This is a genomic window from Amycolatopsis sp. NPDC026612, assembly GCF_040638285.1.
Lineage (GTDB): Bacteria > Actinomycetota > Actinomycetes > Mycobacteriales > Pseudonocardiaceae > Amycolatopsis.
This window is the reverse complement of record NZ_JBEZYB010000062.1, coordinates 26,190-49,703: the sequence shown is the minus strand read 5'-3', so window position 1 is coordinate 49,703 and position 23,514 is coordinate 26,190. Positions and strand designations below refer to the sequence as shown.

At 70.3% G+C, this 23,514-nt stretch carries 22 protein-coding genes; 12 read left to right on the top strand and 10 right to left on the bottom strand.

Annotated features, from left to right (window positions below):
• The 4 genes from AB0F15_RS35010 to AB0F15_RS34995 all read right to left on the bottom strand — a co-directional run.
• Positions 1-1,793: glycoside hydrolase family 6 protein (locus AB0F15_RS35010; protein WP_360280028.1), on the bottom strand; the 1,793-nt coding region annotated here is incomplete at its 3' end.
• A 51-nt stretch (positions 1,794-1,844) separates the two neighbouring features.
• Entirely contained in the window at positions 1,845-3,374 is a 1,530-nt protein-coding gene (locus tag AB0F15_RS35005; protein WP_360280026.1) for a cellulase family glycosylhydrolase, read from the bottom strand.
• Positions 3,375-3,384: 10 nt separating this feature from the next.
• Positions 3,385-6,303 (bottom strand): glycoside hydrolase family 48 protein, encoded by a 2,919-nt coding sequence (locus AB0F15_RS35000; RefSeq protein WP_360280024.1) that lies wholly within the window; start codon positions 6,301-6,303, stop codon positions 3,385-3,387.
• A 441-nt stretch (positions 6,304-6,744) separates the two neighbouring features.
• The gene (locus tag AB0F15_RS34995) at positions 6,745-7,740 is read right to left on the bottom strand and encodes a LacI family DNA-binding transcriptional regulator (RefSeq protein WP_360280031.1); all 996 of its coding nucleotides are present in this window, start codon (positions 7,738-7,740) and stop codon (positions 6,745-6,747) included.
• Positions 7,741-7,990: 250 nt separating this feature from the next.
• Between AB0F15_RS34995 and AB0F15_RS34990 the strand changes: the two genes are divergently transcribed.
• The 6 genes from AB0F15_RS34990 (at position 7,991) to AB0F15_RS34965 (ending at position 14,812) form a co-directional block, all read left to right on the top strand.
• Positions 7,991-9,295: an extracellular solute-binding protein gene (locus tag AB0F15_RS34990; RefSeq protein WP_360280021.1), complete on the top strand. Its 1,305-nt coding sequence runs from the start codon at positions 7,991-7,993 to the stop codon at positions 9,293-9,295.
• Between the two features lie 4 nt (positions 9,296-9,299).
• Positions 9,300-10,295, top strand: a complete 996-nt coding sequence (locus AB0F15_RS34985; protein ID WP_360280019.1) for a sugar ABC transporter permease — start codon at positions 9,300-9,302, stop codon at positions 10,293-10,295.
• On the top strand, positions 10,292-11,161 hold the full coding sequence (locus AB0F15_RS34980; protein ID WP_360280016.1) for a carbohydrate ABC transporter permease: 870 nt from the start codon (positions 10,292-10,294) through the stop codon (positions 11,159-11,161). The genes AB0F15_RS34985 and AB0F15_RS34980 overlap by 4 nt, the downstream gene beginning before the upstream one ends.
• Positions 11,162-11,163: 2 nt before the next feature.
• Entirely contained in the window at positions 11,164-12,585 is a 1,422-nt protein-coding gene (locus AB0F15_RS34975) for a GH1 family beta-glucosidase (protein WP_360280013.1), read from the top strand.
• An 86-nt stretch (positions 12,586-12,671) separates the two neighbouring features.
• Positions 12,672-14,438, top strand: a complete 1,767-nt coding sequence (locus AB0F15_RS34970; RefSeq protein WP_360280010.1) for an IlvD/Edd family dehydratase — start codon at positions 12,672-12,674, stop codon at positions 14,436-14,438.
• Positions 14,439-14,503: 65 nt separating this feature from the next.
• Complete coding sequence (locus AB0F15_RS34965; RefSeq protein ID WP_360280007.1) at positions 14,504-14,812, top strand: DUF3040 domain-containing protein; 309 nt, start codon at positions 14,504-14,506, stop codon at positions 14,810-14,812.
• Between the two features lie 93 nt (positions 14,813-14,905).
• On the opposite strand, the gene AB0F15_RS34960 is transcribed toward AB0F15_RS34965, so the two are convergent.
• Positions 14,906-15,322: a CBS domain-containing protein gene (locus tag AB0F15_RS34960; protein WP_360280004.1), complete on the bottom strand. Its 417-nt coding sequence runs from the start codon at positions 15,320-15,322 to the stop codon at positions 14,906-14,908.
• A 91-nt stretch (positions 15,323-15,413) separates the two neighbouring features.
• Here AB0F15_RS34960 and AB0F15_RS34955 point away from each other — a divergent pair, with 91 nt between their 5' ends.
• The gene (locus AB0F15_RS34955; protein ID WP_360280001.1) at positions 15,414-16,046 is read left to right on the top strand and encodes a UdgX family uracil-DNA binding protein; all 633 of its coding nucleotides are present in this window, start codon (positions 15,414-15,416) and stop codon (positions 16,044-16,046) included.
• 7 nt (positions 16,047-16,053) lie between these two features.
• On the opposite strand, the gene AB0F15_RS34950 is transcribed toward AB0F15_RS34955, so the two are convergent.
• Positions 16,054-17,049 (bottom strand): Ku protein, encoded by a 996-nt coding sequence (locus AB0F15_RS34950; protein ID WP_360279998.1) that lies wholly within the window; start codon positions 17,047-17,049, stop codon positions 16,054-16,056.
• 25 nt (positions 17,050-17,074) lie between these two features.
• Positions 17,075-17,272, bottom strand: a complete 198-nt coding sequence (locus AB0F15_RS34945) for a hypothetical protein (RefSeq protein ID WP_360279995.1) — start codon at positions 17,270-17,272, stop codon at positions 17,075-17,077.
• 188 nt (positions 17,273-17,460) lie between these two features.
• On the opposite strand from AB0F15_RS34945, the gene AB0F15_RS34940 reads away from it, so the two are divergent.
• A complete protein-coding gene (locus tag AB0F15_RS34940; protein WP_360279992.1) occupies positions 17,461-17,670 on the top strand; it encodes a hypothetical protein in 210 nt (69 codons plus the stop codon).
• Position 17,671: 1 nt separating this feature from the next.
• Here AB0F15_RS34940 and AB0F15_RS34935 read toward each other — a convergent pair whose 3' ends face one another.
• Positions 17,672-18,403 carry a GAF and ANTAR domain-containing protein gene (locus AB0F15_RS34935; RefSeq protein WP_360279989.1) on the bottom strand — a complete coding sequence of 244 codons (732 nt, stop codon included), beginning with the start codon at positions 18,401-18,403 and terminating at the stop codon, positions 17,672-17,674.
• Positions 18,404-18,693: 290 nt separating this feature from the next.
• Here AB0F15_RS34935 and AB0F15_RS34930 point away from each other — a divergent pair, with 290 nt between their 5' ends.
• Entirely contained in the window at positions 18,694-19,059 is a 366-nt protein-coding gene (locus tag AB0F15_RS34930; protein ID WP_360279986.1) for an STAS domain-containing protein, read from the top strand.
• A gap of 19 nt (positions 19,060-19,078) precedes the next feature.
• Here the strand turns inward: AB0F15_RS34930 and AB0F15_RS34925 are convergent, their stop codons facing one another.
• On the bottom strand, positions 19,079-20,044 hold the full coding sequence (locus AB0F15_RS34925) for a TIGR03557 family F420-dependent LLM class oxidoreductase (protein ID WP_360279983.1): 966 nt from the start codon (positions 20,042-20,044) through the stop codon (positions 19,079-19,081).
• A gap of 137 nt (positions 20,045-20,181) precedes the next feature.
• Here AB0F15_RS34925 and AB0F15_RS34920 point away from each other — a divergent pair, with 137 nt between their 5' ends.
• From AB0F15_RS34920 to AB0F15_RS34910, 3 genes are all read left to right on the top strand, one after another.
• On the top strand, positions 20,182-20,511 hold the full coding sequence (locus AB0F15_RS34920) for a plasmid stabilization protein (protein WP_360279980.1): 330 nt from the start codon (positions 20,182-20,184) through the stop codon (positions 20,509-20,511).
• 62 nt (positions 20,512-20,573) lie between these two features.
• A complete protein-coding gene (locus AB0F15_RS34915; protein WP_360279978.1) occupies positions 20,574-21,023 on the top strand; it encodes an ATP-binding protein in 450 nt (149 codons plus the stop codon).
• Positions 21,020-21,811 (top strand): SigB/SigF/SigG family RNA polymerase sigma factor, encoded by a 792-nt coding sequence (locus AB0F15_RS34910; RefSeq protein ID WP_360279976.1) that lies wholly within the window; start codon positions 21,020-21,022, stop codon positions 21,809-21,811. Before AB0F15_RS34915 ends, AB0F15_RS34910 begins: the two co-directional genes overlap by 4 nt.
• A 62-nt stretch (positions 21,812-21,873) precedes the next feature.
• On the opposite strand, the gene AB0F15_RS34905 is transcribed toward AB0F15_RS34910, so the two are convergent.
• Complete coding sequence (locus AB0F15_RS34905; protein WP_360279973.1) at positions 21,874-23,391, bottom strand: CYTH and CHAD domain-containing protein; 1,518 nt, start codon at positions 23,389-23,391, stop codon at positions 21,874-21,876.
• Positions 23,392-23,514: the final 123 nt, after the last annotated feature.

Genomic DNA, 23,514 nt, shown 5'->3' with positions numbered 1-23,514 from the left:
TGCACGACGGGGCCCTGAACGACGCGGGCGAGCAGGCCACCGGCACGGCTTCGGCAGCAGGCCCGGCCGACGAGGTCATGACGCCGTCGGCGGCGCGTCGGGTCGCACATCGGGTCCGCGCCCTTGCCCTCGTCGTTCGGGATCTGCTGGCTCGCACCGTCGGACTCACCCGGCGGCTTGATCCAGACGTAGGCGTCGAAGTGCGGCGCCGGGGACGCCGTCGGCCGGATGCCCAGACCCGCACCGCTCTGGTTGCACCAGTTGCCGCGGTGCAGCCGCCGGTCGATCCGGCCCGAGTTCACGTACGCGTCCACAGTGGACCCCGAGGCACCGCTGGGCCGGGCCGCGCCGCCCCAGCCGTTGCGGGAGGTGTCGACCAGCATGCCGATGCCGCTCGGCAGCCCCGCCGACACGAACGCGTTGTACATCGCCGTGGCGAAGGGGATCTCGGCGAAGTACGGGTTCCACTGGTAGAACGTCGCCGACTTCAGCGCCTGCCCACCGACCGTCAGGTTCGGGTCGGGCAGGTTCGGCTCGGTCAGCGGCGTGTAGTTGGCCGTCGAGCTGATGAACCCGTCGACGCTGTTCACGCCGGCCGTGGTGCCCTGCAGCACCTGCTTGACCAGGTTGACGAACGGCTGGAAGTTGCTGTCCCAGCCGAGCCACGCCGAGTGCGCGATGTCCAGGTAGTTGTAGACGTTGGAGATCGCGTGCAGCTTGTTCAGCGCGTACTGGATGCCCTGCGTGTACACGCCGCTGGACTGCGCTTCCGCGCACGTCGCCATCGAGGTGTTCGTGATGAGGTTCGGCAGGGAGTCCGGCTCGACGACCGTCACGATCCGCAACGGCGCGTACTTCGGGTCGGCCATGATCGAGGCGATCGGGTCGATGTACTCCGTCTTGTACCGGGCCAGGCCGTTCTGCGAAGCCTGCAGTTCACCGTTGGACGCCAGCGCCGCGCAGTCGCGGTTGGGCAGGTCGTAGACCACGATCTGGATGGTCACCGGCGTGCCGCCGCTGGACTGGGCCAGCGCCGCGTCGAGGTGCCCGCGCAGGCCGCGGGAGTCCGCCGTGCCGGCGATCGCGGCGATCCGGTCGAGCCAGACCGCGGTCGAGGTGTTGGCCACCTTGGCCATCTGGGCGCCGAGCGTGCCGCCCTTGGCCGCCGCCGCGGCACTCACCTCGCCCGACCAGTCCGGGTTCACGTACCCCTTGGCCCCGGCGTACGGGTTGTCCACGTGCGTCCCGGGCTGGGGCGTCGTGGTAACCGTCGTCGGGGTGGTGGACGTGGTCGGGGTCGTCGAGGTGGAGGGCGGCGTCGTCGTCAGGGTGATCGGTGACGTCGGCGTCGTGGTCGTGGGCGTGCCGTCGCAGTGGGCCCCGTTGAGCGAGAACGACGTCGGGATGGCGTTCGTGCCCGAGTACGAGCCGTTGAAGCCGAAGTTCGCCGTGGCGTTCGAGCCGAGATTCCCGCCCCACGACGGGTTCTTCGCGCTCACGTGCTTGCCGCTTTGGCTGTACGTGGCGCTCCAGCCCTGCTGGACCTGCTGGTTGCCGCCGAAGTCCCATTCGACGTTCCAGGACTGAACGGCGTCGCCCAGGTTGGTCACGGCGACGTTGGCGGTGAAGCCGGTGTCCCACGAGTTGACGGTGTAGGTGACCTTGCAGCCGGTGGCGGCGCCCGCCGGGCTGCCCCCGGCCACCAGTAGCCCGGCGGTGACGGCTGCCGCCGTCACCGAGGAGGCCACGGCGAACCGTGTCTTCCTCTTCGCGGACCAGAATTCACTCCTCATTGAGTGCGCTCCTTAGTTGTTCGTCGACGGAGTTGTTCGTCGGTGGGTGGGTCAGGTGGTGCAGGCGGTCGCGCCGACGGCGAAGCCGCTCGGTACGCCGGTCGAGGCGCCGGTCGCCTGGATGCCGATCGACACCGAAGCGCCGCCGGCCAGATCGGGCGCCCAGGCGGGGGCCTTGGCCGTCGCCTGCTGCCCCGTCTGCGTGACCGTCGCGTTCCAGCCGCTGGTGATCTGCGTGCCGGTCGGCACACGCCAGCCGAGCGCCCAGTTCTTCATCGCCGCCGTCGCGGTGTTCTTCATCGTCACGGTGGCCGTGAAGCCGCCCTGCCAGGTGTTGTCGACGTGGTAGGTGACCGCGCAGCCCGCCGGGGGCGGCGGGTCGCCCGGGCCGCCGCCCGACCCCACCGGCGGGATCAGGTACGGCTGCAGGATCGCCTGCTTGGCCTGGTTGACGGTCGTCCAGTCGTCGTTGAGGATGCCGCCGGTGTCCCCCGAGTTCGGGTTCCACGACCAGTACGTGAAACTCATCCCGGACGTCCCGGTGCCCGCGTACTTCATCAGCTCCTGCAGCCAGACCTTGTCGCGCGGATCGGCGAGCGTGCTGCCGAACTCGCCGAGCAGCACCGGCGCGATGTTCTGCTTCTGCAGGTAGCCGAAGAAGTGGTCCCACAACGCCGGCAGGTTCGCCGGGAAAGCGGGGTCGGAGAACCACTTCTGGGCGAACACCGACGTCGCGTACTCGTGCGCCGAGTACACCAGCTTGTCCGGTTTGGACAGCCGCACCGGGAACTGCTTCGCGCCGGAGAGGTTGCCGCCCCACCAGCCGCACTGCGGATCACCGGTGCCGCTGACGCAGTCCACGCCCTCCACGACGACGAGCCAGTCCGGATTCGCCGCGAGCACGGCGTTTCCGGCGCGTTCGGCGGCGAGCCGCCAGTCGGTCGCGGTGTCGCCGCAGCCCCAGCAGGCCCCGCCGCCACCCTGGAGCGCGTGCGGCTCGTTGTGCAGGTCCGCGCCGATCACCGTGGGGTTGCCCTGGTAGTGCCGGGCCAGCATCGTCCAGTCGGAGATCCAGCGGCTCTCCGGGTACGCGCTGGTGTACCAGAGCGGGGACTGCGCGCCGGAGTCCGGCCGGTGCCGGTCCAGGAGCACTCGCATGCCCTTGGCGCCGGCGTACGCGACGATCTTGTCGAGCACCTGCAGGCCGGACAGGCCCTGCAGGTCCGGGTTCTGCAGCGCGTCGATGCTGACCGGCTTGGACCCGGCGTCGAACAGCTGGTTCGAGTACGGCAGCCGCAGCGTGTTGTACCCGAGCCCGGCCATCTGGTCGAGCATGTCCTTGTAGTTGCGGCTCCACAGCCCGTGCGGCGAGTAGTTGCCGGTCTCGGCACCGAACCAGTTGATCCCGGTCATCCGGACCGGCGTACCGGTCGCGTCGACCAGCTGGGAACCGGCGGCGTGCCAGAACCCGGTGCCGGTGCCGGCCGCCGCCGTGGTCTCCGGGGCCGCGGCGGCCGGGGACGCCGTGAGAACGGCGCCCCCGACCAGTGCGGCGACCACCAGCGAAAGCAGTCGCTTCATCGAGTACCTCTCAGCCGAACAGGGCGACGTGCACGGCGAACGCCGTGGCGATCTCCGACTGCGCCCAGAACCGGTGGTAGGTGAACGTCGGCGCGGCGCCGCCGTCCAGGTAGGCCTGGACCTTCGGCCACTGCGGGTCGCTCTTGTAGAACGAGCGGATCGACAGGAACGTGGAGTTCGCGTTGATCGGGTCGCCGTTCGGCATCGTGCCCGTCCAGCCCGAGGGGACGTACAGCCCCTGGTCCGTGGTGGCGTTGTACTTGTCGTCGAACCGGTCGTAGTCCGACCGGGTCTCCGGCACCGCGATGCCCTTGGTGTCCGTGTTCGCCGAAAGCGCGTTCAGCAGCTGTTCCCCGACTGTCTTGGCCTGAGCGTTGCTCGACCCCGACGCGTAGTAGAGCAGCGTCTTGGCGAGCGAGGCCGCGACCCCGACGTCCTGGCTGTAGTTCTTCACCGAGACGTGCAGACCGGTGTTCGAGCCAGGGCTGGTGGCGTTCCAGGTGTCCGGTGCGCCGCTCCAGGTCAGGTCGGACGGGATCTGGAAACTCCCGCCGGCACCGACCGTGGTGTTCGCGATCGCCCAGGGCACCCACTTGTCGAGGATCTTCTTCGCCCGGGGGTCGCTGGTCGCCTGGTAGTACTCGGCGATCCGTTCCATGCCCCAGGTCTGGAAGCCGAACCACTGGTTGCTCGGCGGGTCGTGCCAGACCGGCTGCTGGTCGTAGAACATCCCGTAGAACGTCGGTGTGCCCGCGGGCGGGGTGCCGTACTGGCCGTCCCAGCTGTTGGTCGCACCGCCGGCAAGACCGCCTTCGGAGGACTGCAGCCACTGCAGGAACTCCATCTGCCTGCCGAGGCTGGTCGTCCAGTCGGTCGCGCCGGTCGCCGAAGTGACCTTCAGGCCCGGGTCGGTCGACAACGCATACGCGGCCAGCGGGTTCTGGTAACCCTGGTGCGCCGCGCCGTCACCGATCCGCCACGCCCAGGCGCTGGACGCGTCCGCCGAACCACCCCAGGCGTAGTACCACGAAATGAGGTAGTGCTCGCTGTCCTTGCCGGTACCGGCCGGGCAGCTCGCCGGGCTGACGCAGTTGCCGATCTTCTTGTAGTACTTGTCGAAGAGCGAGTACCGCAGGTAGTCGCCCATCTTCGAGGCCTTCTTCAGCACGGCCGCGACGTCGGAGCTCTTGCCTTGCGCCTGGGCCCACTTCTCGGCCTGGTAGGCCACCTGCACCACGCGGGCGTCCGCGTCCGGCGCGTCGGTGTACTTCCACTGCTTCGCGTACGACGAGTCGCCGGTGAACAGGTCGAGGTACCCGTTCTTGCCGCCGAACTTCAGGAGGTCGCAGCTGGGCTGGGTGACCGTTTCCCACACCGATTCCTGCGAACCGCGCTGGAAGGTGTTGATGAACGCCGGCGCGGTGTTCGTGCCGTCCTCGCAGTGGCCGAACTTGTAGATGTTGTCCACGTCGAGCAGCCAGTGCATGCCGTAGACGTCCGGCGAGCCGTAGGCCGCCTTGAGCTCCGCCGCGATCGGGTCCGCACCGACCGACACGCCGCTCTGCAGCTGCGACGGGTAGGACTTCGGGCTCGGGTATTCCGCCGCGTACGTGGCCGGCTTGCTCGCGTTGTAGCCGGAGTTGCCCGGCTGGTCCGCCGCCGACGGGATCGCGTACGTCTCGATCGACGTCCACGCCTGGTTGAACGGGGCCCAGTCACCGGTGACCCGGCCGTAGGACGCCTCCAGCCACAGGTAGTAGCTGAACGCCTCCGACGTCGTCTCGTGCCCGTGGTCGGGCGCCTCGACGATCAGCGTCTCGATCGAGTGGTAGGGCACCAGGATGTTCCCGAACTTGCGGAAGTAGCCGTTGTTCGGGTCCTTGATCTTGTTGTACTGCGTGAGGAACGCGAGCTGGTAGTCCGAAGTGGACGACGAGATCTCGTTGACCGTCACCGTGGCCGCGGTGTAGCCGCTGCTGCTCGCGGTGAAGGTCGCGCTGCCCAGCGCTCCCCCGTTGTCGGCACTGGCGACCGTCACGTTCTGCGGGACGTTCCAGTTCGCCGCCGTGAACGTGAGGCTCGCCGGGGTCGCCGTGAGGTCCGTGCTCCCGGCCGTCCGCGCGACGGCGACGGTGACCGGAGCCGTCGGGGCGCCGGCGAGGGAGACGGCGAACGTCCCCGTGCCGCCCTGCTTGACCTGCGCGGTCGCCGGGGTGGCGACGATCGTCGGCCCGGAGAGGACCTTCACGCTGACCGGGCTGGACGTGGTGCTCGCGCCCTTGTTGTCGTACGCCTTGGCGCTGATCGAGTACGTCCCGGCCGGGACGTTGCCCCAGTTGCCCTCGAAGGGCGCGGCCGTGTCGGTGGCCAGCAGCGTGTCGCCGGCGTAGAACTCGACCTTGCTCACCGTGCCGTCGCTGTCGGCGGCGGTCGCGGCTAGAGGGATCGTCGCCGGGGCGTAGTACGTGCCCGTCGACGTCGGCGAGGTGAGGGTGACCGTCGGCGCCTTGTTGGCACCGGTGCACGAGGTGCCGTTCACGGAGAAGTCGGTGGGCGGCCGGTTGGCCGACCCCTTCGTGCCGTTGAACCCGAACGACGTGCTGGCGCCGGTGCCGAGGTGGCCGTTGTAGGACAGGTTCGACGCCGTGACGGCGGCGCCGGTCTGGGCGAACGTCGCGCTCCAGCCCTGCTGGACCTTCTGGCCGTCGAGGAACGTCCAGCCGACCTTCCAGCTGTCGAGCGGCGCCCCGTCGTTGCGCAGCGAGACGTTGGCGGTGAACCCGGTGTCCCAGTCGTTGGTGGTGTAGGTGACGGAACAGGCGATGTCGGCGGCGAGCGCCGGTGGTGGGGCGGCCACCGCGCCCGTGACGGCCAGCACGGCCGAGGCCAGTGCCAGCGCACGCGCGCGCTTTCGGGGAGAGGAACGCATGGCTGCGGAACTCCTTTGTCCGTAGGGAGCCAGCGATCTGGGAGCGCTTCCAGACGCAGACGGTAGCCAGCGGGAAACCTGGATGTAAAGAATCGAGTCAGAAGGACACTCCCGTCCCGGACGTCACACCTACGCACCCGGCGAACAAGCCCCCACTGAACACTCCTGAACAGCCCCCACCGAAGGTGGGGACGTCACCCTTTCAGCGCAACCAACCCATCACGTTGCGTATCGAGGAAACGCCGTTTAGGGCCGAACGAGTGCATCTCGGACAGGAAGGCTCCCGCCTATCGAGGCATGGACACGTCTGGGCCATCCAGGTACGCGTGTCGTCCATCCCGGTACGGCAGCCCTCATGGGCGCGACTGGATGAAACACGTATCCGGATGGACGTCACGCGTACACGGGTGGACGACACGCGTACTCGACGGACGACAAGGTTCAGCTGGAGGCGCGGACCGCCAGGGAGACCGGGAGGACGTGCTGGCGCGGCTTGAGGTTGTGGTCCTCGAGCAGCTGCATCAGGGTCTCGACCATGCAGTGGACCTGTTCGCGGGGGTCCTGGTGGACCGACGTCAGGGGCGGGTCCATGGCCGGGGCCAGTGTCGCGTTGTCGTCGAAGCTGACCACGGCGACGTCGTCCGGGATGCGGCGGCCCGCAGCGTCCAGGGTGCGCAGCGCGCCCACCGCCATCATGTCGCTGGCGACGAAGACCGCGTCGAGGTCCTTGTGCCGAGCCAGCAGGTTCGACATCGCGTTCGCTCCGCCGGACAGCGTGAAGTCGGCCTCTTCGGCCAGGTCGGCGGGGTCGAGCCCGGCGTCGAGGAGGGTCTTGCGCCAGCCGGCGAGGCGGTCGATCGGCGCACTCTGGTCCTGGGGGCCGGCGATCGTGGCGATCCGCCGCCGCCCGGCCGCGACCAGGTGCTCGACCGCCAGCCGGGCGCCGCCTTCGTTGTCGAAGTCGACGACGTGCACGCCACGCCGGATGCCGGCCGCCTGCCCGCCGAACACGATCGGGATGCGCAGCAGCCGCAGCGCCTTGGGCAGCGGGTCGGCCCGGTGCGGCGCGAACACCAGCGCGCCGTCGACGTGGCCGCCTTCGAGGAACCGGACCGTCCGGCTCAGGTCCTCGCGGGTGTCGCTGAAGATCAGCACCATCTGCCGGCCGACGTCGGCGAGCTCCCGGTAGCCGGCCCGCATGACGGCGGTGCGGTACGGGTCGTCGAGCAGCCGGGCCTCCGGCTCCGACAGCACCACCGCGATCGCCCCGGTGCGGCGCGTGACCAGCGACCGGGCCGCCTGGTTGGGGGAATAGCCCAGGTCGCGGGCCGCGGCGTGCACCTTCTCGCGCGCCGCCGCGCTGACGTACGCGTCGTCGTTCAACGCGCGTGACGCCGTCGACCGCGACACGCCGGCGAACGCCGCGACGTCCTCCAGTGTCGGCCGTTCGTCATCCCCTGCTCGAGGCCCCACGGCACCGCCCTCGCTCACCCACAACCACCCTGACCGCCTCAGCTTAACGTTCACGCAAGTCGGCGTCCGGGAGCGCTCCTCGCAGGAAACACTCCGGTTACGACCTCTTGACACCGGTGAAGGGCCCCAGCAGACTCTGCCACACCTGGGAGCGCTCCCAGATCGGCTCCCAGTAGTGAGAGCGCTCATTCCCGTCAACAAGGTGGTTGGACACGTGAGAACGATCCGGAACGGCCTGGTCCTGGCACTGGGCATCACGATGACGGCGCTCGGCGCCACGGCCTGCAACGGGGGTGGTGGTGACCAGCAGACCCCGGCCGCGGCGGCTCCGAACGAGCACGTCGACCTGACGCTGGCGACCTTCACCGAGTTCGGCTACGAGGCCCTCATCCCGGAGTACGAGCGGCTGCACCCCAACATCAAGATCACCCCCCGCAAGACCGGTGAGGGTGGCCCGTACCACCAGGACCTCATCACGAAGCTGGCCGCCGGCTCGGGTCTCGCCGACGTCGCCGCGGTGGAGGAGGGCCACCTGTCCGACGTCCTGGACAAGGGCTCGAAGTTCAACGACCTGAGCAAGATCGGGCCGGCCGACGCCTCCCCCGACCGCTGGCTCGGCTGGAAGTACGACGCCGCCAAGACCAAGGACGGCAAGCTCATCGGCTACGGCACCGACATCGGGCCGCTGGCCATGTGCTACCGCAAGGACCTGTTCCAGGCCGCGGACCTGCCGACCGACCCCGAGCAGGTCAAGTCGCTGTTCGCCACCTGGGACAGCTACTTCGCCGCCGGCGCGAACTACGCCGCCAAGACCCACAAGGCCTGGTTCGACTCGGCCTCGCAGAACTTCAACGCCATGGTCAACCAGCTCCCCGAGGGCTACATCAACACCGATGACAAGCTCGCCCTCGAGAGCAACCAGGGCATCAAGGACGCCTGGACCAAGGTCACCGACGCCGTCGCCAAGGGCGAGTCGGCCAAGCTCGTCGCCTTCAGCAACGAGTGGAACTCCGGCTTCAAGCAGGGCGCGTTCGCCACGAAGGTGTGCCCCTCGTGGATGCTCGGCGTGATCAAGGAGCAGGCCGGCCCGGACAACGCCAACAAGTGGGCCGTCACCGCGGCCTTCCCCGGCGGCGGCGGCAACTGGGGTGGTTCGTACCTGACCGTGCCGACGCAGTCGAAGCACCCGAAGGAAGCGGCCGAGCTCGCGGCCTGGCTGACGGCCCCGGAGCAGCAGGTCAAGGCGTTCCAGGCGAAGGGCAACTTCCCGAGCCAGGTCAAGGCGCTGACCGACCCGGCCCTGCTGAGCGAGACCAACGCCTACTTCGGCAACGCGAAGGTCGGCGAGCTGTTCGCCGAGCAGGCCAAGAAGGTGCAGAAGCCGCAGTACAAGGGCCCCGGCGACGGCCAGATCCAGGAAAACGCGGCGAGCCCGGCCCTGCAAGCGGTCGAACAGGGCAAGCCGGCGGCGGACGCCTGGACCCAGATGGTCGAAGCCGCGAAGAAGATCACGCGCTGAGCAGATGACCGTCATCGACAAGATCGCGCCAGAAGGGAGTAAGGCCGGGGAGCGAGTGTCTCCCCGGCCCACCTTCCGTCACCGGCTGAGCCGGTGGGACGTCAAGGTCTCGCCGTACCTTTACGTCGCACCGTTCTTCATCGTCTTCGGGATCGTCGGGCTCTTCCCGCTGCTGTACACCGCGTACGTCTCGCTGTTCAAGTGGAAGGCCGGGGACGACAATCCCGACTTCATCGGCCTCGACAACTACAAGGACCTGTTCGGCGACAGCCAGTTCTGGAACGCGCTGACCAACACGATCAGCATCTTCCTGCTCTCCAGCGTCCCGCAGCTCATCATCGCGATGATGCTGGCGGCGCTGCTCGGCGCCCGGCTGCGCGGCGCTACGGGCTGGCGGGTCGGCATCCTGCTGCCCTACGCGGCCAGCCTGGTCTCGATCGGGATCATCTTCGCCAACCTGTTCGGCCCCAAGTACGGGCTGATCAACGGCGTGCTGCAGACCATCGGGCTGGACCCGATCGACTGGCAGGCCAGCCGCTTCGGCAGCCACGTCGCGATCGCGATCATGGTGAACTGGCGCTGGACCGGGTACAACGCCCTGATCGTGCTGGCGGCGATGCAGGCGATCCCGAAGGAGCTGCACGAAGCGGCGCTGATCGACGGCGCCGGCATGTGGCGGCGGTTCTTCAACGTCACGCTGCCCCTGCTGAAGCCGACGCTGATCTTCGTCACGATCACCTCGACGATCGGCGGCCTGCAGATCTTCACCGAGCCCAAGCTGTTCGACGCCATGCCGGGGTCGAACAACGGCGGCTCCAGCAACCAGTTCCAGACCGTGACGCTGTACCTGTACCAGTCGGCGTTCGAGAACTACAGCCTCGGTTACGCCTCGGCGATCGCCTGGGTGCTGTTCCTGATCATCATCCTGATCGCGCTGGTGAACTTCTTCCTCACCGGCAAGCTGACCCGCACTCCGGCGGTGAAGGTGAAGAAGAAATGACCGCACTCCACGGCGACATCAACGCCGGGCTGCGCAAGCGCGTCGCCACGCTCGGCAAGCCGCGCAAGGCGACCTACATCGTGCTGGCGATCTTCGTGCTCGGCTCGCTGTTCCCGTTCTACTGGTCGTTCCTGGTGGCCAGCCGGGACAACGGGATGCTCACCGAGCGCATCCCGCCGTTCGTGCCGGGCGGGAACTTCTTCGCCAACGCGGCGCGGGTGTTCGACACCGTGCCGTTCTGGAAGGCCCTCGCCAACAGCATCATCGTGTCCGGCACGGTCACGCTGACCACGGTGCTGTTCTCGTCGCTGGCCGGGTTCGCGTTCGCCAAGCTGCGGTTCCGCGGCCGCAACGGGCTGTTCGTGTTCATCGTGGTGACGCTGGCGGTGCCCACCCAGCTGGGCATCATCCCGCTGTTCATCGCGATGTCGGAACTGGGCTGGGCCGGCCACCTCCAGGCGGTCATCGTGCCCAACCTGGTCACCGCCTTCGGCGTGTTCTGGATGCGGCAGTACACAGTGGACGCTCTGCCGTACGAGCTGATCGAGGCCGCGCGCGTCGACGGCTGCAGCATGATCCGGATCTTCTGGAACGTCTGCCTGCCCGCGGTGCGCCCGGCCGCGGCCATCCTCGCGATGTTCACCTTCATGATGTCGTGGAACGACTTCCTGTGGCCGCTCGTCGTGCTGGACGCCGGCAACCCCACTGTCCAGGTGGCCCTGGAAAAGCTGCAGAGCGGCTACTACGTCGACTACTCGCTCGTCCTGGCCGGCACGACCCTGGCCACCATTCCCATCCTCATCGTCTTCGTCCTCCTCGGCCGCCAGATCGTGGCCGGGATCATGCAAGGTGCCGTGAAAGGGTGAACATGTCCGTACAACCCGACAGCGTTCGGGCGACAGAGGTCCGGGAAGACGCCGCGTTGATGTTCCCGCCTGGCTTCGTCTGGGGCGCCGCCACCGCGGCGTTCCAGGTGGAAGGGGCCACCGCGGCCGACGGGCGCACCGACTCGGTCTGGGACGTCTTCGCCCGCCGCCCGGGTGCGGTCCGGGGCGGCGACAACGGCGAACCGGCGGCCGACCACTACCGCCGGTACTCCGAGGACGTCGGCCTGATGCGCCGCCTCAACCTCGGCGCCTACCGCTTCTCGCTGGCGTGGCCCCGGGTGCGGCCGGACGGCGGCGCCCCCAACACCGCCGGGCTCGCCTTCTACGACCGGCTGGTCGACTGCCTGCTCGAATCCGGGATCCAGCCGTGGGCGACGCTCTACCACTGGGACCTGCCGCAGACGCTCGAGGAGCAGGGCGGCTGGACGAACCGGGACACGGCGTACCGGTTCGCCGAGTACACCGAGACGGTGCTCGAGCGGCTGGGTGACCGCGTCGCCAGCTGGTCGACGCTCAACGAGCCGTGGTGCGCGGCCATGCTCGGCTACGCGGGCGGCATCCACGCACCGGGCCGCAACGACCACCCCGCGGCCGTCGCCGCCACGCACCACCTGCTGCTGGGCCACGGCCTGGCCATGGACATCATCCGGCGGCACGCTCCGGGCACTCCGGCCGGCATCACGCTGAACCTGTACCCGGTCGCTCCGCACGACCCGGCGGACGTCTCCGACGTCGCCGCGGCCCGGCGGATCGACGGCCTGCAGAACCGGCTGTTCCTGGACCCGGTGCTGCGCGGCGGCTACCCGGACGACCTGGTCGCCGACCTCGAGCCGTTCGGGCTGGGCTCCGTCGTGCGCGACGACGACGCCGCGGTCATCGCCGCGCACATCGACTGGCTGGGCGTGAACTACTACCGCGACTACCGCGTCGCGGGCCGCCCGATCGCCGGCAGTGAGCCGGCGGGCCCGGAGTGGGTCGGCGCCGCCGACGTGCACTTCGTCCCGGACCCGGCGGCACCCCGCACCGACTCCGGCTGGGAGGTCCAGCCGGCCGGGCTGACCGAGTCGCTGCTCCAGGTGCACCGCGGCTACCGGCAGCTGCCGCTGTACATCACCGAGAACGGTGCGGCCTATCCCGACGTCATCTCCGACGGCGGCGACATCGCCGACAGCGACCGCGTCGCGTTCCTCGACTCCCACCTGCGGGCGGCGCACGACGCCATCCAGGCGGGCGTCGATCTGCGCGGGTACTTCTACTGGTCGCTGCTGGACAACTTCGAGTGGGCTGAGGGGTACGCGAAGCGGTTCGGCCTGGTCCACGTCGACTACGCGACCCAGCAGCGCACCCCGAAGCAGAGCGCGCACTGGTACTCCCGGGTGATCGGCCTCAACGGGCTCAGCTGACCGGGCTCCGTGAAGGCCACCGGCGCGGGTGGCCTTCACGGACGCCGGGGGTGCGTCCGGCGCCCGGCGTTGCCAGACTGGCCGGTATGGGACTGCGCAGCGAAGCTTGGTTCAACAACCCCGCCGACCCCGGCATGACCGCGCTCTACCTCGAGCGGTACATGAACTGGGGCCTGACGCGGGAGGAGCTGCAGTCCGGCAAGCCGATCATCGGGATCGCGCAGACCGGCTCCGATCTCACCCCCTGCAACCGCCACCACCTCCAGCTGGCGGACCGGACCCGGGAAGGCATCCGCGAGGCGGGCGGGATCGCGATCGAGTTCCCCGTGCACCCGATCCAGGAGACCGGCAAGCGCCCGACCGCGGCGCTGGACCGCAACCTCGCCTACCTCGGCCTGGTGGAAACGCTCTACGGCTACCCGATCGACGGCGTGGTGCTCACCACCGGCTGCGACAAGACCACCCCCGCCTGCCTGATGGCCGCCGCGACCGTCGACCTCCCCGCCATCGTGCTGTCCGGCGGCCCGATGCTCAACGGCTGGCACGACGGCGAGCGCACCGGGTCCGGCACGATCATCTGGAAGGCGCGGGAACTGCTCGCCGCCGGCGAGATCGACGACGCCGGGTTCATGGAGCTCGTCGCCTCGTCCGCGCCGTCGCCGGGGCACTGCAACACGATGGGCACGGCGTCCACGATGAACGCGCTCGCCGAGGCGCTCGGGATGAGCCTGCCCGGCTGCGCGGCCATCCCGGCCCCGCACCGCGACCGGGCCCGGATGGCCTACCGCACCGGGCTGCGGATCGTCGAGCTGGTCCGCGAGGACCTCAAGCCGTCGGACATCCTGACGCGCGAAGCCTTCGAGAACGCCATCGTGGTGAGCTCCGCGATCGGCGGCTCGACCAACGCCCCCATCCACCTCGGCGCGATCGCCCGGCACGTCGGCGTCGACCTCCCCCTCGACGACTGGCAGCGGGTCGGGTACGCCGTGCCGCTGCTGGTCGATCTGCAGCCGGCGGGCAAGTACCTCGGCGAGGAGTTCCACCGCGCGGGCGGTGTCCCGGCCGTGGTGCACGAGCTGATGCGGCACGGGCTGGTCCACGAGAACGCGCCGACGGTCAACGGCCGCACGCTCGGCGACAACTGCCGCGACGCCGAGGCCGGCGACCGGGACGTCATCCGCACCTTCGAGACCGCGCTCGTGCCCGACGCCGGGTTCCTGGTGCTCAAGGGCAACCTCTTCGACGCGGCGATCATGAAGTCCAGCGTGATCTCGCCGGAGTTCCGGCGGCGCTACCTGGCCGGAGGGGTGTTCGAGGGCACCGCGGTCGTGTTCGACGGCCCGGAGGACTACCACGCCCGCATCGACGACCCGGACCTCGGCGTCGACGAGCATTCGCTGCTGGTGATGCGCGGCACCGGCCCGCTCGGCTACCCGGGCTCGGCCGAGGTGGTGAACATGCGGCCGCCCGCGGCGCTCATCAAGCGGGGGATCCGCGAACTGCCGTGCCTCGGCGACGGCCGCCAGTCCGGCACCTCCGGGTCGCCGTCGATCCTCAACGCCTCCCCCGAAGCCGCGGCCGGCGGCGGCCTCGCCGTGCTGCGGACCGGCGACCGGGTCCGGATCGACCTGGGCGCCGGCACCGCCGACGTGCTCGTCTCCGACGACGAACTCCGGCTGCGCCACCGGGAACTGGCCAAGGCAGGCGGCTACCCGGTGCCCGGATCGCAGACGCCGTGGCAGGAGATCCAGCGGTCGATGGTCGACCAGCTCTGCGACGGCATGGTGCTGCGCCCGGCCGTGGCGTACCAGCGCATCGCGGCGACCAAGGGAATCCCCCGCGACAACCACTGAGTTTTCCGCTTGGGAGGGGCGGCGAACGGGTATCCACCCCGGTAGCCGAGGCGAGGAGGCCACCCATGCTCCCGGATCGAGAACGCCACACCCTTCGCGCGATCGAGGCGGAACTGCAAGCGAGCGATCCCGCGTTCGCCGCCGCCTTCAGCGGCCGCAAGCTGCGCCCGCCCCGGCGCCGGAACCTGTTGCCGGTGCTCTGCGACGTCACAGCGGCGGTGATGCTGATCGTGGGCCTGTTCGCCCGCGACGCCGGGCTCGTGCTCTGGGGCACGGTGTGCGCGGGGGCGCTGGTGGCCTGGCACATCGCCCACGCCGACACGGTCCGTGAGTCCACTGAGGACGGTGCCACCCCGGCGACCGACGCCCCCTGAACCATTCCTTCTGCGCACCACGCAGGACTCACCACGCAGGACGGCCGCCCCGGGAAGCCCGGGGCGGCCGTCCTGCGTTCGTCCGGGGGGCACTCAGTCGTAGGACAGCGCCTCGACCAGGTCACCGGCGCTCGGGTTCGACAGCGCCTTGGCCACGTCGGCCTGGGCGACGATCCCGACGAGGTCGTGCCCGTCGATCACCGGCAGCCGGCGGACGCGGTGCTCGGACATGGTGCGCAGGACCTCCTGGGCGTCGTCGTCCGCGCCGATCGTCACGACCTCGCCCTGGGCGAGCTCGCCGACGTGGACGGCTCGCGGGTCCTTGCCCTCGGCCAGGACCTTCACCACGATGTCGCGGTCGGTGATCATGCCCTTGAGCCGGTTGTCCTCGCCGCAGATCGGCAGGGCCCCTACGCCCTTCTGGGCCATCGTGACCGCGGCGTCGTGCACGGTGTCGGACTCCCGGGCGCAGGTCGCGTCCGACGTCATGATGTCGCGTGCGGTGGTCATCGTGAAACTCCTTCCGTTCTTGGGCCGGTGCGGTACGGCTACCCGGCTCCGGCAGGTTTACCCGTGGCAGGACCGGGGAATTTCGGGGCACATGCCGGATTCCCGCGGTGCCGAGCCACCGGACACCACCGATCTGGACCGCCTGCGCTCGGCGGCGTCGGGGTGCCGGGGGTGCCCGCTGTACCAGGACGCCACGCAGACCGTCTTCGGCGAGGGGACGGCCGGGGCGAAGGTCCTCGTCGTCGGCGAGCAGCCGGGCGACAAGGAGGACCTCGCGGGCGAGCCGTTCGTCGGGCCGGCCGGGAAGCTGCTGGACCGCGCCTTCGAGGAGGCGGGGTTCGACCGGCGATCGTTGTACGTCACCAACGCGGTCAAGCACTTCAAGTTCAAGCGCGACGAGCGCGGGAAGCGCCGGATCCACCAGAAGCCGGGCCGCACCGAGGTGGTCGCGTGCCGCCCGTGGCTGCTGGCGGAGCTGCGCGCGGTGCGCCCGGAGCTGGTGCTGCTGCTGGGCGCGACGGCCGCGCAGTCGTTGCTGGGCCCGAAGTTCCGCCTCACCGCCCACCGCGGCGAGCCGGTGGACCCGCCGGCGGACGTCGCCGACCTGGTGCCGTCGGCGGTGGCGACGGTCCACCCGTCGGCGGTCCTGCGGGCCCCGGACCGGGACGACGCCTACGCGGCCTTCGTCGCCGACCTGAAGGCCGCGGCCAAGCTGCTCGGGTGAGCTTCGCTCACGACGCCTTCAGCACCTTCTCCAGCTCGGCGCGCGTCATCTTCGACCGCCCCTTGACGCCCCGCTCGCGGGCCAGCTTGTCCAGGTCGGCCTTCGAGAGATCGGTCGGATCGGACCGGGATGCCTTCTTCTTCGAAGACTTCGCGGGTGTCTTGGCCGCCGTTCTCTTCGGGGCAGTCTTCTTCGGGGCCTTCTTCCCGGAATCCGTGCCGCCGCCCTTGCGGTTCTTCACGCTGCGCGACAGCGCCTCGAACAGGTCGACGACGTCGGCCGACGGCTCCGGCTCCGCGTCGTGGGTGATCTCCTGGCCGGCCTGCTTGGCCTTGAGCAGCTCTTCGACGCGTTTCGAGTACTCGTCGCGGTAGTCCTCCGGCCGCCACGGCGCGGTCATCTCGTCCACCAGCGAGAGCGCCATGTCGAGCTCCTTGGGCCGCGGTTTCGGCAGCTGCGGCAGCTTGCCCATGACGTCCTTCGGCTTCCGCAGGTCCGCGACGAAGTGCAGCGTGTTGAGCACCATGACGCCTTCGCCGGCGCGCACCGCCGCGAGGTATTCCTTGCCGCGCAACACGAACTTCGCCACGCCGGCCTTCTCGCTGCGGTCCATCGCCTGCAGCAGCAGGCCGTACGCCTTGGCGAAGTCCTCCTTCGCCGGTTTGAGCCAGTACGTCTTGTCGAAGAACCACGGGTCGATCTCGGCGAGTTCGACGAACTGCTCGATGTCGATCCGGCGCGACCGTTCGGGCGCGATTTCGTCCAGCTCGTCCGGTTCGACGAGCACGTGGTCGCCGCCGCCGAGGTCGTAACCCTTGACGATCTCGTCCCGGCCGACCTCGTCGCCGGTCCGCTCGTTGACCCGGCGGTTGCGGACCCGGTCGGCGGTCCCGCGTTCGAACTGGTGGAAGTGGATCGTGTGGTCCGCCACCGCCGGGTACAGCTCCACCGGCACGGTGACCAGCCCCAGGCTCAGCGCGCCGCTCCACACCGGTCGGGCCATGTCGTCCTCCTCGCCCCGCGGCCGGTCAGGCGACGTCGCTGCTGCGGTGGGCGGTCCGGTGCAGCCCCAGCATGTCCAGCAGCCGCGCGCAGTCCTCGGGGTCCTTGGCCCGCGCCGCCACGGCGAGCGCCGCCTTGCGGCGTGTGCGCGCCAGCTCCGGCGAGTCCCCGCCGTCGACGAGGAGGTCCGCCACCGGCCGCAGATCGTTGCGCTTGTCCCGCATCTTCGCTTCCCTCCGGCAATCCCCGGTGAACCGTTCGCCGGCGGATTACCCCGGATCGCCCCGCGCGACACAGGGTCGCCCGAAGGAGCCGCCGAAGATCGTCGCCACTGGGCCGAACGAGTGAATTCGGCGGGCTTCAGCGCCGGACGGGGCAAGGTGGTGAGACTCACGTCACAGCAGGAGGCCGGATGGGCACCCAGATCCGCATCAGCCGCGAGGACGGCTCGCTGCCCTGCGAAGTCTGCGGCTTTCCGACGATGCACGTCGCCCAGGTGGTCGCCGACGACGGGACGGTGCTCGGCCGCACCCTCGTCTGCACGACGTGCCAGCGCAGCAAGCACCGGTCCGGACCGGCGGCCGTCGAGTCCGACGCTCCCCCGGACGAGGTACCCGCCTAGCTCAGACCGCGGTCGTGGCCACCGCCGCGACGAACTCCGCCGCCACCTCGTGGAGCTTGCGGTTGCCGTCCTGGGACCGCTTCACCAGCCGCCGGAAGGCTTCCTCCGCCGTGATCCGGTGCGCGGCCATGAGGATGCCCTTGGCCTGGTCGATCACCGCCCGGGTCTCCAGCGCCCGGTTGAGCTGGTCGACCAGTTCCCGGGCCGCGAAGTACCGCCGTGCGCTGCGCAGGCCGAACACCACCGTCGCCGTGTACAGCTCGAGGATCTTCGTGCCCAGCTCGCTGAACCCGTGCTCGCCGAATCCGAACAGGTTCAGCGCACCGGCCATGTCCTCGTCCACCGTCAGCGGCGCGGCGAGGAAACTGGCCACGCCCAGCTGCTCGGCCGACGACGCGAACTGCGGCCACAGATCCCCGACCGCACCGACGCCGACGCGGACCGGCTTTCCCGTCTCGGCGGCGCGCAGGCACGGCCCGTCCCCGATCCGGTACTGCTCACGGTCGAAGTTCACCGCCCGCTGGTCGGTGCTGGCGACCGTCTCCGGCACGCCGTCGCGCAGCAGCGTGATGCTCGCCATGTCGGCCCCCGGCACCACCTGCACGGCGTGGTGGCACACGGCCTGCAGCATCTGGCCGAGGTCGAGCTCGCTGTCCAGCATCGCGGTCAGCGAGTCCATCGCGAGCGTGACGTCGCCCAGCCGCGCGGTGAGCTGCTCGTGGCCGCCCGTCATCCTGGTGACGCCCCTCCATCGTTCTTCAGGGCGCACTGAACCAGGGAGGACCCGGGCGCGCGCCAGTAGTCGGCCGCTAGCGCTTTAACGGGTCCGACGCGAGATTACTGCATCCCGATCAACCGGGGAACGAGCGGGCGCCGCGGTGGCGGCCCACACGCCCGTTCGGAGCAACGTCGGTTGCGAGCCGCGAACGCCGGATTAGACTCGGCACACGGTTCAACCAGCAGCCGCGTCGAACCCCGAGCGCGGCACTGCGGCCGCGCCGCACCAGAACGGCGGCGAACGGCATGAACCTCCCCCGAGCCCGGCACCCGGGCCTGCGGCTGCGCACGGCGTGGCCCGCTCCCCACGCGGTCCTGGTGACCGCGCGCGGCGACCTCGACAGCGCGACGGCGGACGACCTGGCCACCCTGCTCTCCGACCGCCTGTGGGCGAGGCCGGAGCGGCTGGTGGTCGACCTGTCCGACGTCGATTTCCTGGGGGTGGCGGGCCTGCGGGTGCTGCTGCACTCGGCGCTGCAGGCCGGGCAGGTCGGCACCGACCTGCTGGTGGTCACCGGGACGAACCCGATGGTCCGCCGGGCCCTGCGGGTGACCGGGGCGGACCGGCGCCTCGCCCTGTCCGAGCGACGGCCCGCCACCGCCCCGGCCTGACCGCCGGGCCGCGCGGGCGCTAGCCGCGCAACGCCGGGAGCAGCTCCTTCTCGGCGAAGTCGAGGAAGCCGTCCTGCTGGTCACCGCCGATCTGGACCAGCGCCACGTCGGTGAAGCCCGCCTTCGCGAACTCCTGCACCGCCTCGGCGATCGGCTCGACGTCCGGGCCGCACGGGATCGAGCCGGCGACATCGTCCTCGCGGACGAACTGCGTCGCGCCGGCGAACCCGGCCGGTCCCGGGAGCTCGGCGTTGACCTTCCAGCCGCCGGCGAACCACCGGAACTGCTCGTGCGCGCGCCGGATCGCGGCGTCGCGGTCGGTGCCCCACGACACCGGCAGCTGCCCCACCTTGCGGCTCGGCGCGCCGCCGAGCTTCGTCGCGTCCCACTCCTGGGACAGCTCCGCCTTCGGCTCGACGGCGATCATCACGTCGGCGACCGGGGCGAACCGCTGGACCGACTGCGAACCGGACACCGCGACGCCGACCGGGACCCGCCGCTCCGGCAGGTCCCACAGCTTCGCCGAATCGACGCGGAAGTGCTTGCCCTCGTAGTCGAAGTAGCCGCCGTCGAACAGGCCGCCGATGATCTGCACGGCCTCGGCGAGCATGTCGTGCCGGACGTTGGCCGGCGGCCAGCCGCGGCCGACGACGTGCTCGTTGAGGTTCTCGCCCGCGCCGAGGCCGAGGGTGAACCGGCCGCCGGAGAGCGCCTGCACGGTCGCCGCCTTCTGCGCCACGACCGCCGGGTGGTAGCGCATCGTCGGGCACGTCACGTAGGTCATCAGCTCGGCGCGCTCGGTCACCTGCGTGACCGCGCCCAGCACGCTCCAGGCGTACGGCGCGTGGCCCTGTTCGTGCAGCCACGGCGAGTAGTGGTCGCTCATGACCTCGAAGTCGAAGCCGGCCCGTTCCGCGTCGGCGGCGAATCGGACCAGATCGTTCGGGCCCGCCTGCTCGGTCATCAGGGTGTAGCCGATCCGCATCGGCCCCTCCTCTCGCTCGGCTCTTCGCATACCCCTTTTCGCGTACCCCCAGTCGCGCCCGGTAACCCGCCGGGCCGAGGCGTTTACCCCGTGATCAAGCGGGTACTCGTCGCGTGAGACGAAGGGAGCGGACGGACATGCCTCAGTCGTGGAGTGGCAAGCGTGAACGCCAGTACGAGCACATCAAGGACTCGGCCGAGGACCGCGGGGCGAGCACGAAACGGGCCAAGGAGATCGCGGCCCGGACGGTGAACAAGAACCGCGCGCAGTCGGGCGAGTCCCGGCAGGCCAGCAAGACGTCGCTGAAGGACAAGTCGCCGCAGCAGCGCGGGGGTGAGCGCGCCGGCAACCGCAAGGGTCCGGGCGGCCCGACGAAGGAGCAGCTCTACAACGAAGCGAAGAAACGGAACATCGACGGCCGCTCGACGATGACCAAGAAGGAACTCGAACGGGCGCTGGGCCGGTGACCAAACCCGAAATCCCCGACCACGAAGTGTCAGCATTCGCCCAGATGGGTAGTACCTCACGCATGGAAGAAACTCGAAGCGGCAGCTCGTTCGGCGGCAAGCCGACCGTCGAAGAGCTGCTCGACGAACTCGTCGAGCTGCGGCTCCCCGCCATGGCGGAGCAGATCCCGCTGGTCCGGATGCTCACGCACGGCGTCGTGTCGCGCGCGGACTTCGGGCTGGACGCCATCGCCGACGCCAAGATGGCCGTCGACGAGGCGTGTGCGCAGCTCGTCCAGCTGGCCGAACTCGGCTCGCAGCTGCAGTGCCGCTTCCGCCTGGCCCCCGACGGCCTGCACGTCGTCGTTTCGACCCGCTCGACCGACCCGCGGCCGCCGAGCGACCGCACGTTCGGCTGGCACGTCCTGACCACCCTGAGCCGGTCGGTGACCGCGCACTGCGACGTCCTTCCCGGTGGAGGCGCGGGCATCGTCACGATCGAGCTGGTGCTGAACCCGGGAACGAGCGCGTGAGCAGCGAGCGGAAAACCCTCCTCCACCGCCCGGACGAATATGCCCACTGCGAACCGCTGTTCGAGGAACTGGGCGAGCTCGACGCCGACGATCCCCGCCGGGACGTGGTCCGCAGCAAGCTCGTGACCGAGCTGCTCCCCTTGGCCGAGCACATCGCGACCCGGTTCTCCGGCCGCGGCGAGCCCCGGGAGGACCTGGTCCAGGTGGCGCGGATCGGCCTGATCAACGCCGTCGACCGGTTCGACCCCGCCCGGGGCCACGACTTCCTGTCCTTCGCCGTGCCCACGATCATGGGCGAGGTCCGGCGGCACTTCCGCGACACCGGCTGGTCCGTCCGGGTCCCGCGGCGGCTCAAGGAGCTGCACCTCTCGCTGAGCCAGGGCTCGGCGGTGCTCTCCCAGCGCCTGGGCCGCGCCCCGACGCCGACCGAGCTGGCCGAGCACCTGAGCCTGGACGTCGACGAAGTCCGCGAAGGTCTTCTCGCGGGCAACGCCTACCAGGCGCTGTCGGTCGACAAGCCGGTGCACGACGACGCCGAGGCGTTGTCCCTCGCGGACACCATGGGGGAACCGGACCACGAGATGGCCATGGTCGAGAACCACGAGGCCCTCCAGCCGCTGCTGCAGGAACTGCCGAAGCGGGAGCGCGCGATCCTCGTGATGCGGTTCTTCGGCGGGCTGACGCAGACCCAGATCGCCGACCGCGTCGGCATTTCCCAGATGCATGTTTCCCGGCTGCTGTCGCAGACGCTGGAGCAGCTGCGCGGGAAGCTCACCGGCGAAGGCTAGGTCACGGAAGGCCAGGTCACGAAGGCCAGGTCAGGAGGCGGCCGCAGCGGCCGCCTCCCCGCTCATCGCAGCCAGCCGGGGCGGTCGCCCTTCCGCAGCCGCCGCCACTCGCTCGCGAACGTCTCACGCAGCTGTTCCGCCCGGCCGGCGTCCCGGGCGTGGAGCATCCCGAACGTGAAGGTGTTCTGCCCCTCGCCGTGGCCGGCGATCGCGAGGTGGTGCAGGACCTCCCGGGCGGCCACCGTGTCCTGGTGCTCGCCCAGGGTGGTCTGCACGGCCTTGACGTTCTTGCGCCACGTCCGCAGTTTCCGGCCGTACACCGGCTTCACGGTGTCGGCGGCGTAGCGGGCCCGCTTCGCCTTCTTGCGGACGTCGTGCAGCGCCTTGCCGAGCTCGTCGCCCTCCAGGCCCCGAGCCGCGGCTTCGGCGCGGCGCAGTTTCCCGGCGGCCTTCCGCACCGGCTTGCGCAGGCCCGCCTTCGCGGGCTTGCGCGCCCGGGCGGTCAACGGCGGTTCCTCGAGCAGGGCGTCCAGGGCGCGCAGCAGCCGCAGGTAACGCTCGCCGGTCAGCGCGGCCATCGCGCGGGTCCGCCCTTCCTCGGCCTCACGGGCGAAGTAGCGGGTGAGGAACGGGCGCAGCGGCCCGAACACGAGCTCCGGGGGCACGGCGTCCAGCTGCTCGTGGAGCCGCTCCTCGGTGACCTCGGTGTCCCGGACCGGCGAAAGCCGGCGGCCGAGCCACTGCAGCTCGGCCACGATCGGGGCGGTCTGCTTCTTGTCGATAACGGCACCGAAGGTGCGAAGCGTGCTCCGCAGCTTCCGGATCGCGACGCGCAGCTGGTGCACGGAGTCGTCGGCATCCAGCCGCACGCCCACGTCCGCGCGGCGCAGCCGGCCGTGGTCCTCGCGCAGCGACGCCAGCACGACTTCACCCGCCGACGGCTTCTTGCCGCCGCGTGGCGTTGCCGGAACGCGGTCCGCGATGAGACGGCGCAGCTTCGACGGCCACGGTGCCGCCGAGACACCGGCGGCGGCCAGTGCACGGTCGAACTCCTCGAGCCGCCCCGGCTCGGTCGCGGGGTCCAGCTCGAGTTCCAGTTCGCGCCACTCGTCGAGCCGCGCGGTCGCGCCGCCGGCTTCGCCGGTCACGTGGTCGTCGGTGAGGGTCGCGACGGTGCGGCCGCGGGCGTCGGCGAGCCGGTGGGCGAACCGGTCGGTGCGCAGGTGCGCGATCGGCACCAGCTTCTCCCCCAGCGTGTACGCCCGCACCAGGCGCCGGAGCCGGCCGGGGACCTTGTGGGGATCGCCGCCCAGCGGGAGCTGCAGTTCCTGCCGCTCGTCCGCCGACACCGGCAGCTTGAGGTGCCAGCCCGCGTCGGGCCCGCCGACGCGGCGCCGCAGCGTGATGCCGCCGCGGGCCAACCGGAACGTCTCGGTGTCGTAGTAGGACGCGTCGAGCACGTGCTCCACGGGATCGTCCTGGGTTTCGACGCCGCCGACGCCGATCAGGCGGGGCACGCCGCTGCCCGCGGCGATCTCGTACTTGCGTTCACGCTCGGTCACCGGCGACGGCGCTGCCATGGTTCGTCCTCCCTGGGCCCGGGTTCGCCTCTGGGGTACCCGGGCCGCGCGCGGCCGACACGGGATTCGGGGCGCGAGCAGCGGGTATCCGGTGTCGGTCCCCGACCCCGGACCAGGAGCGTG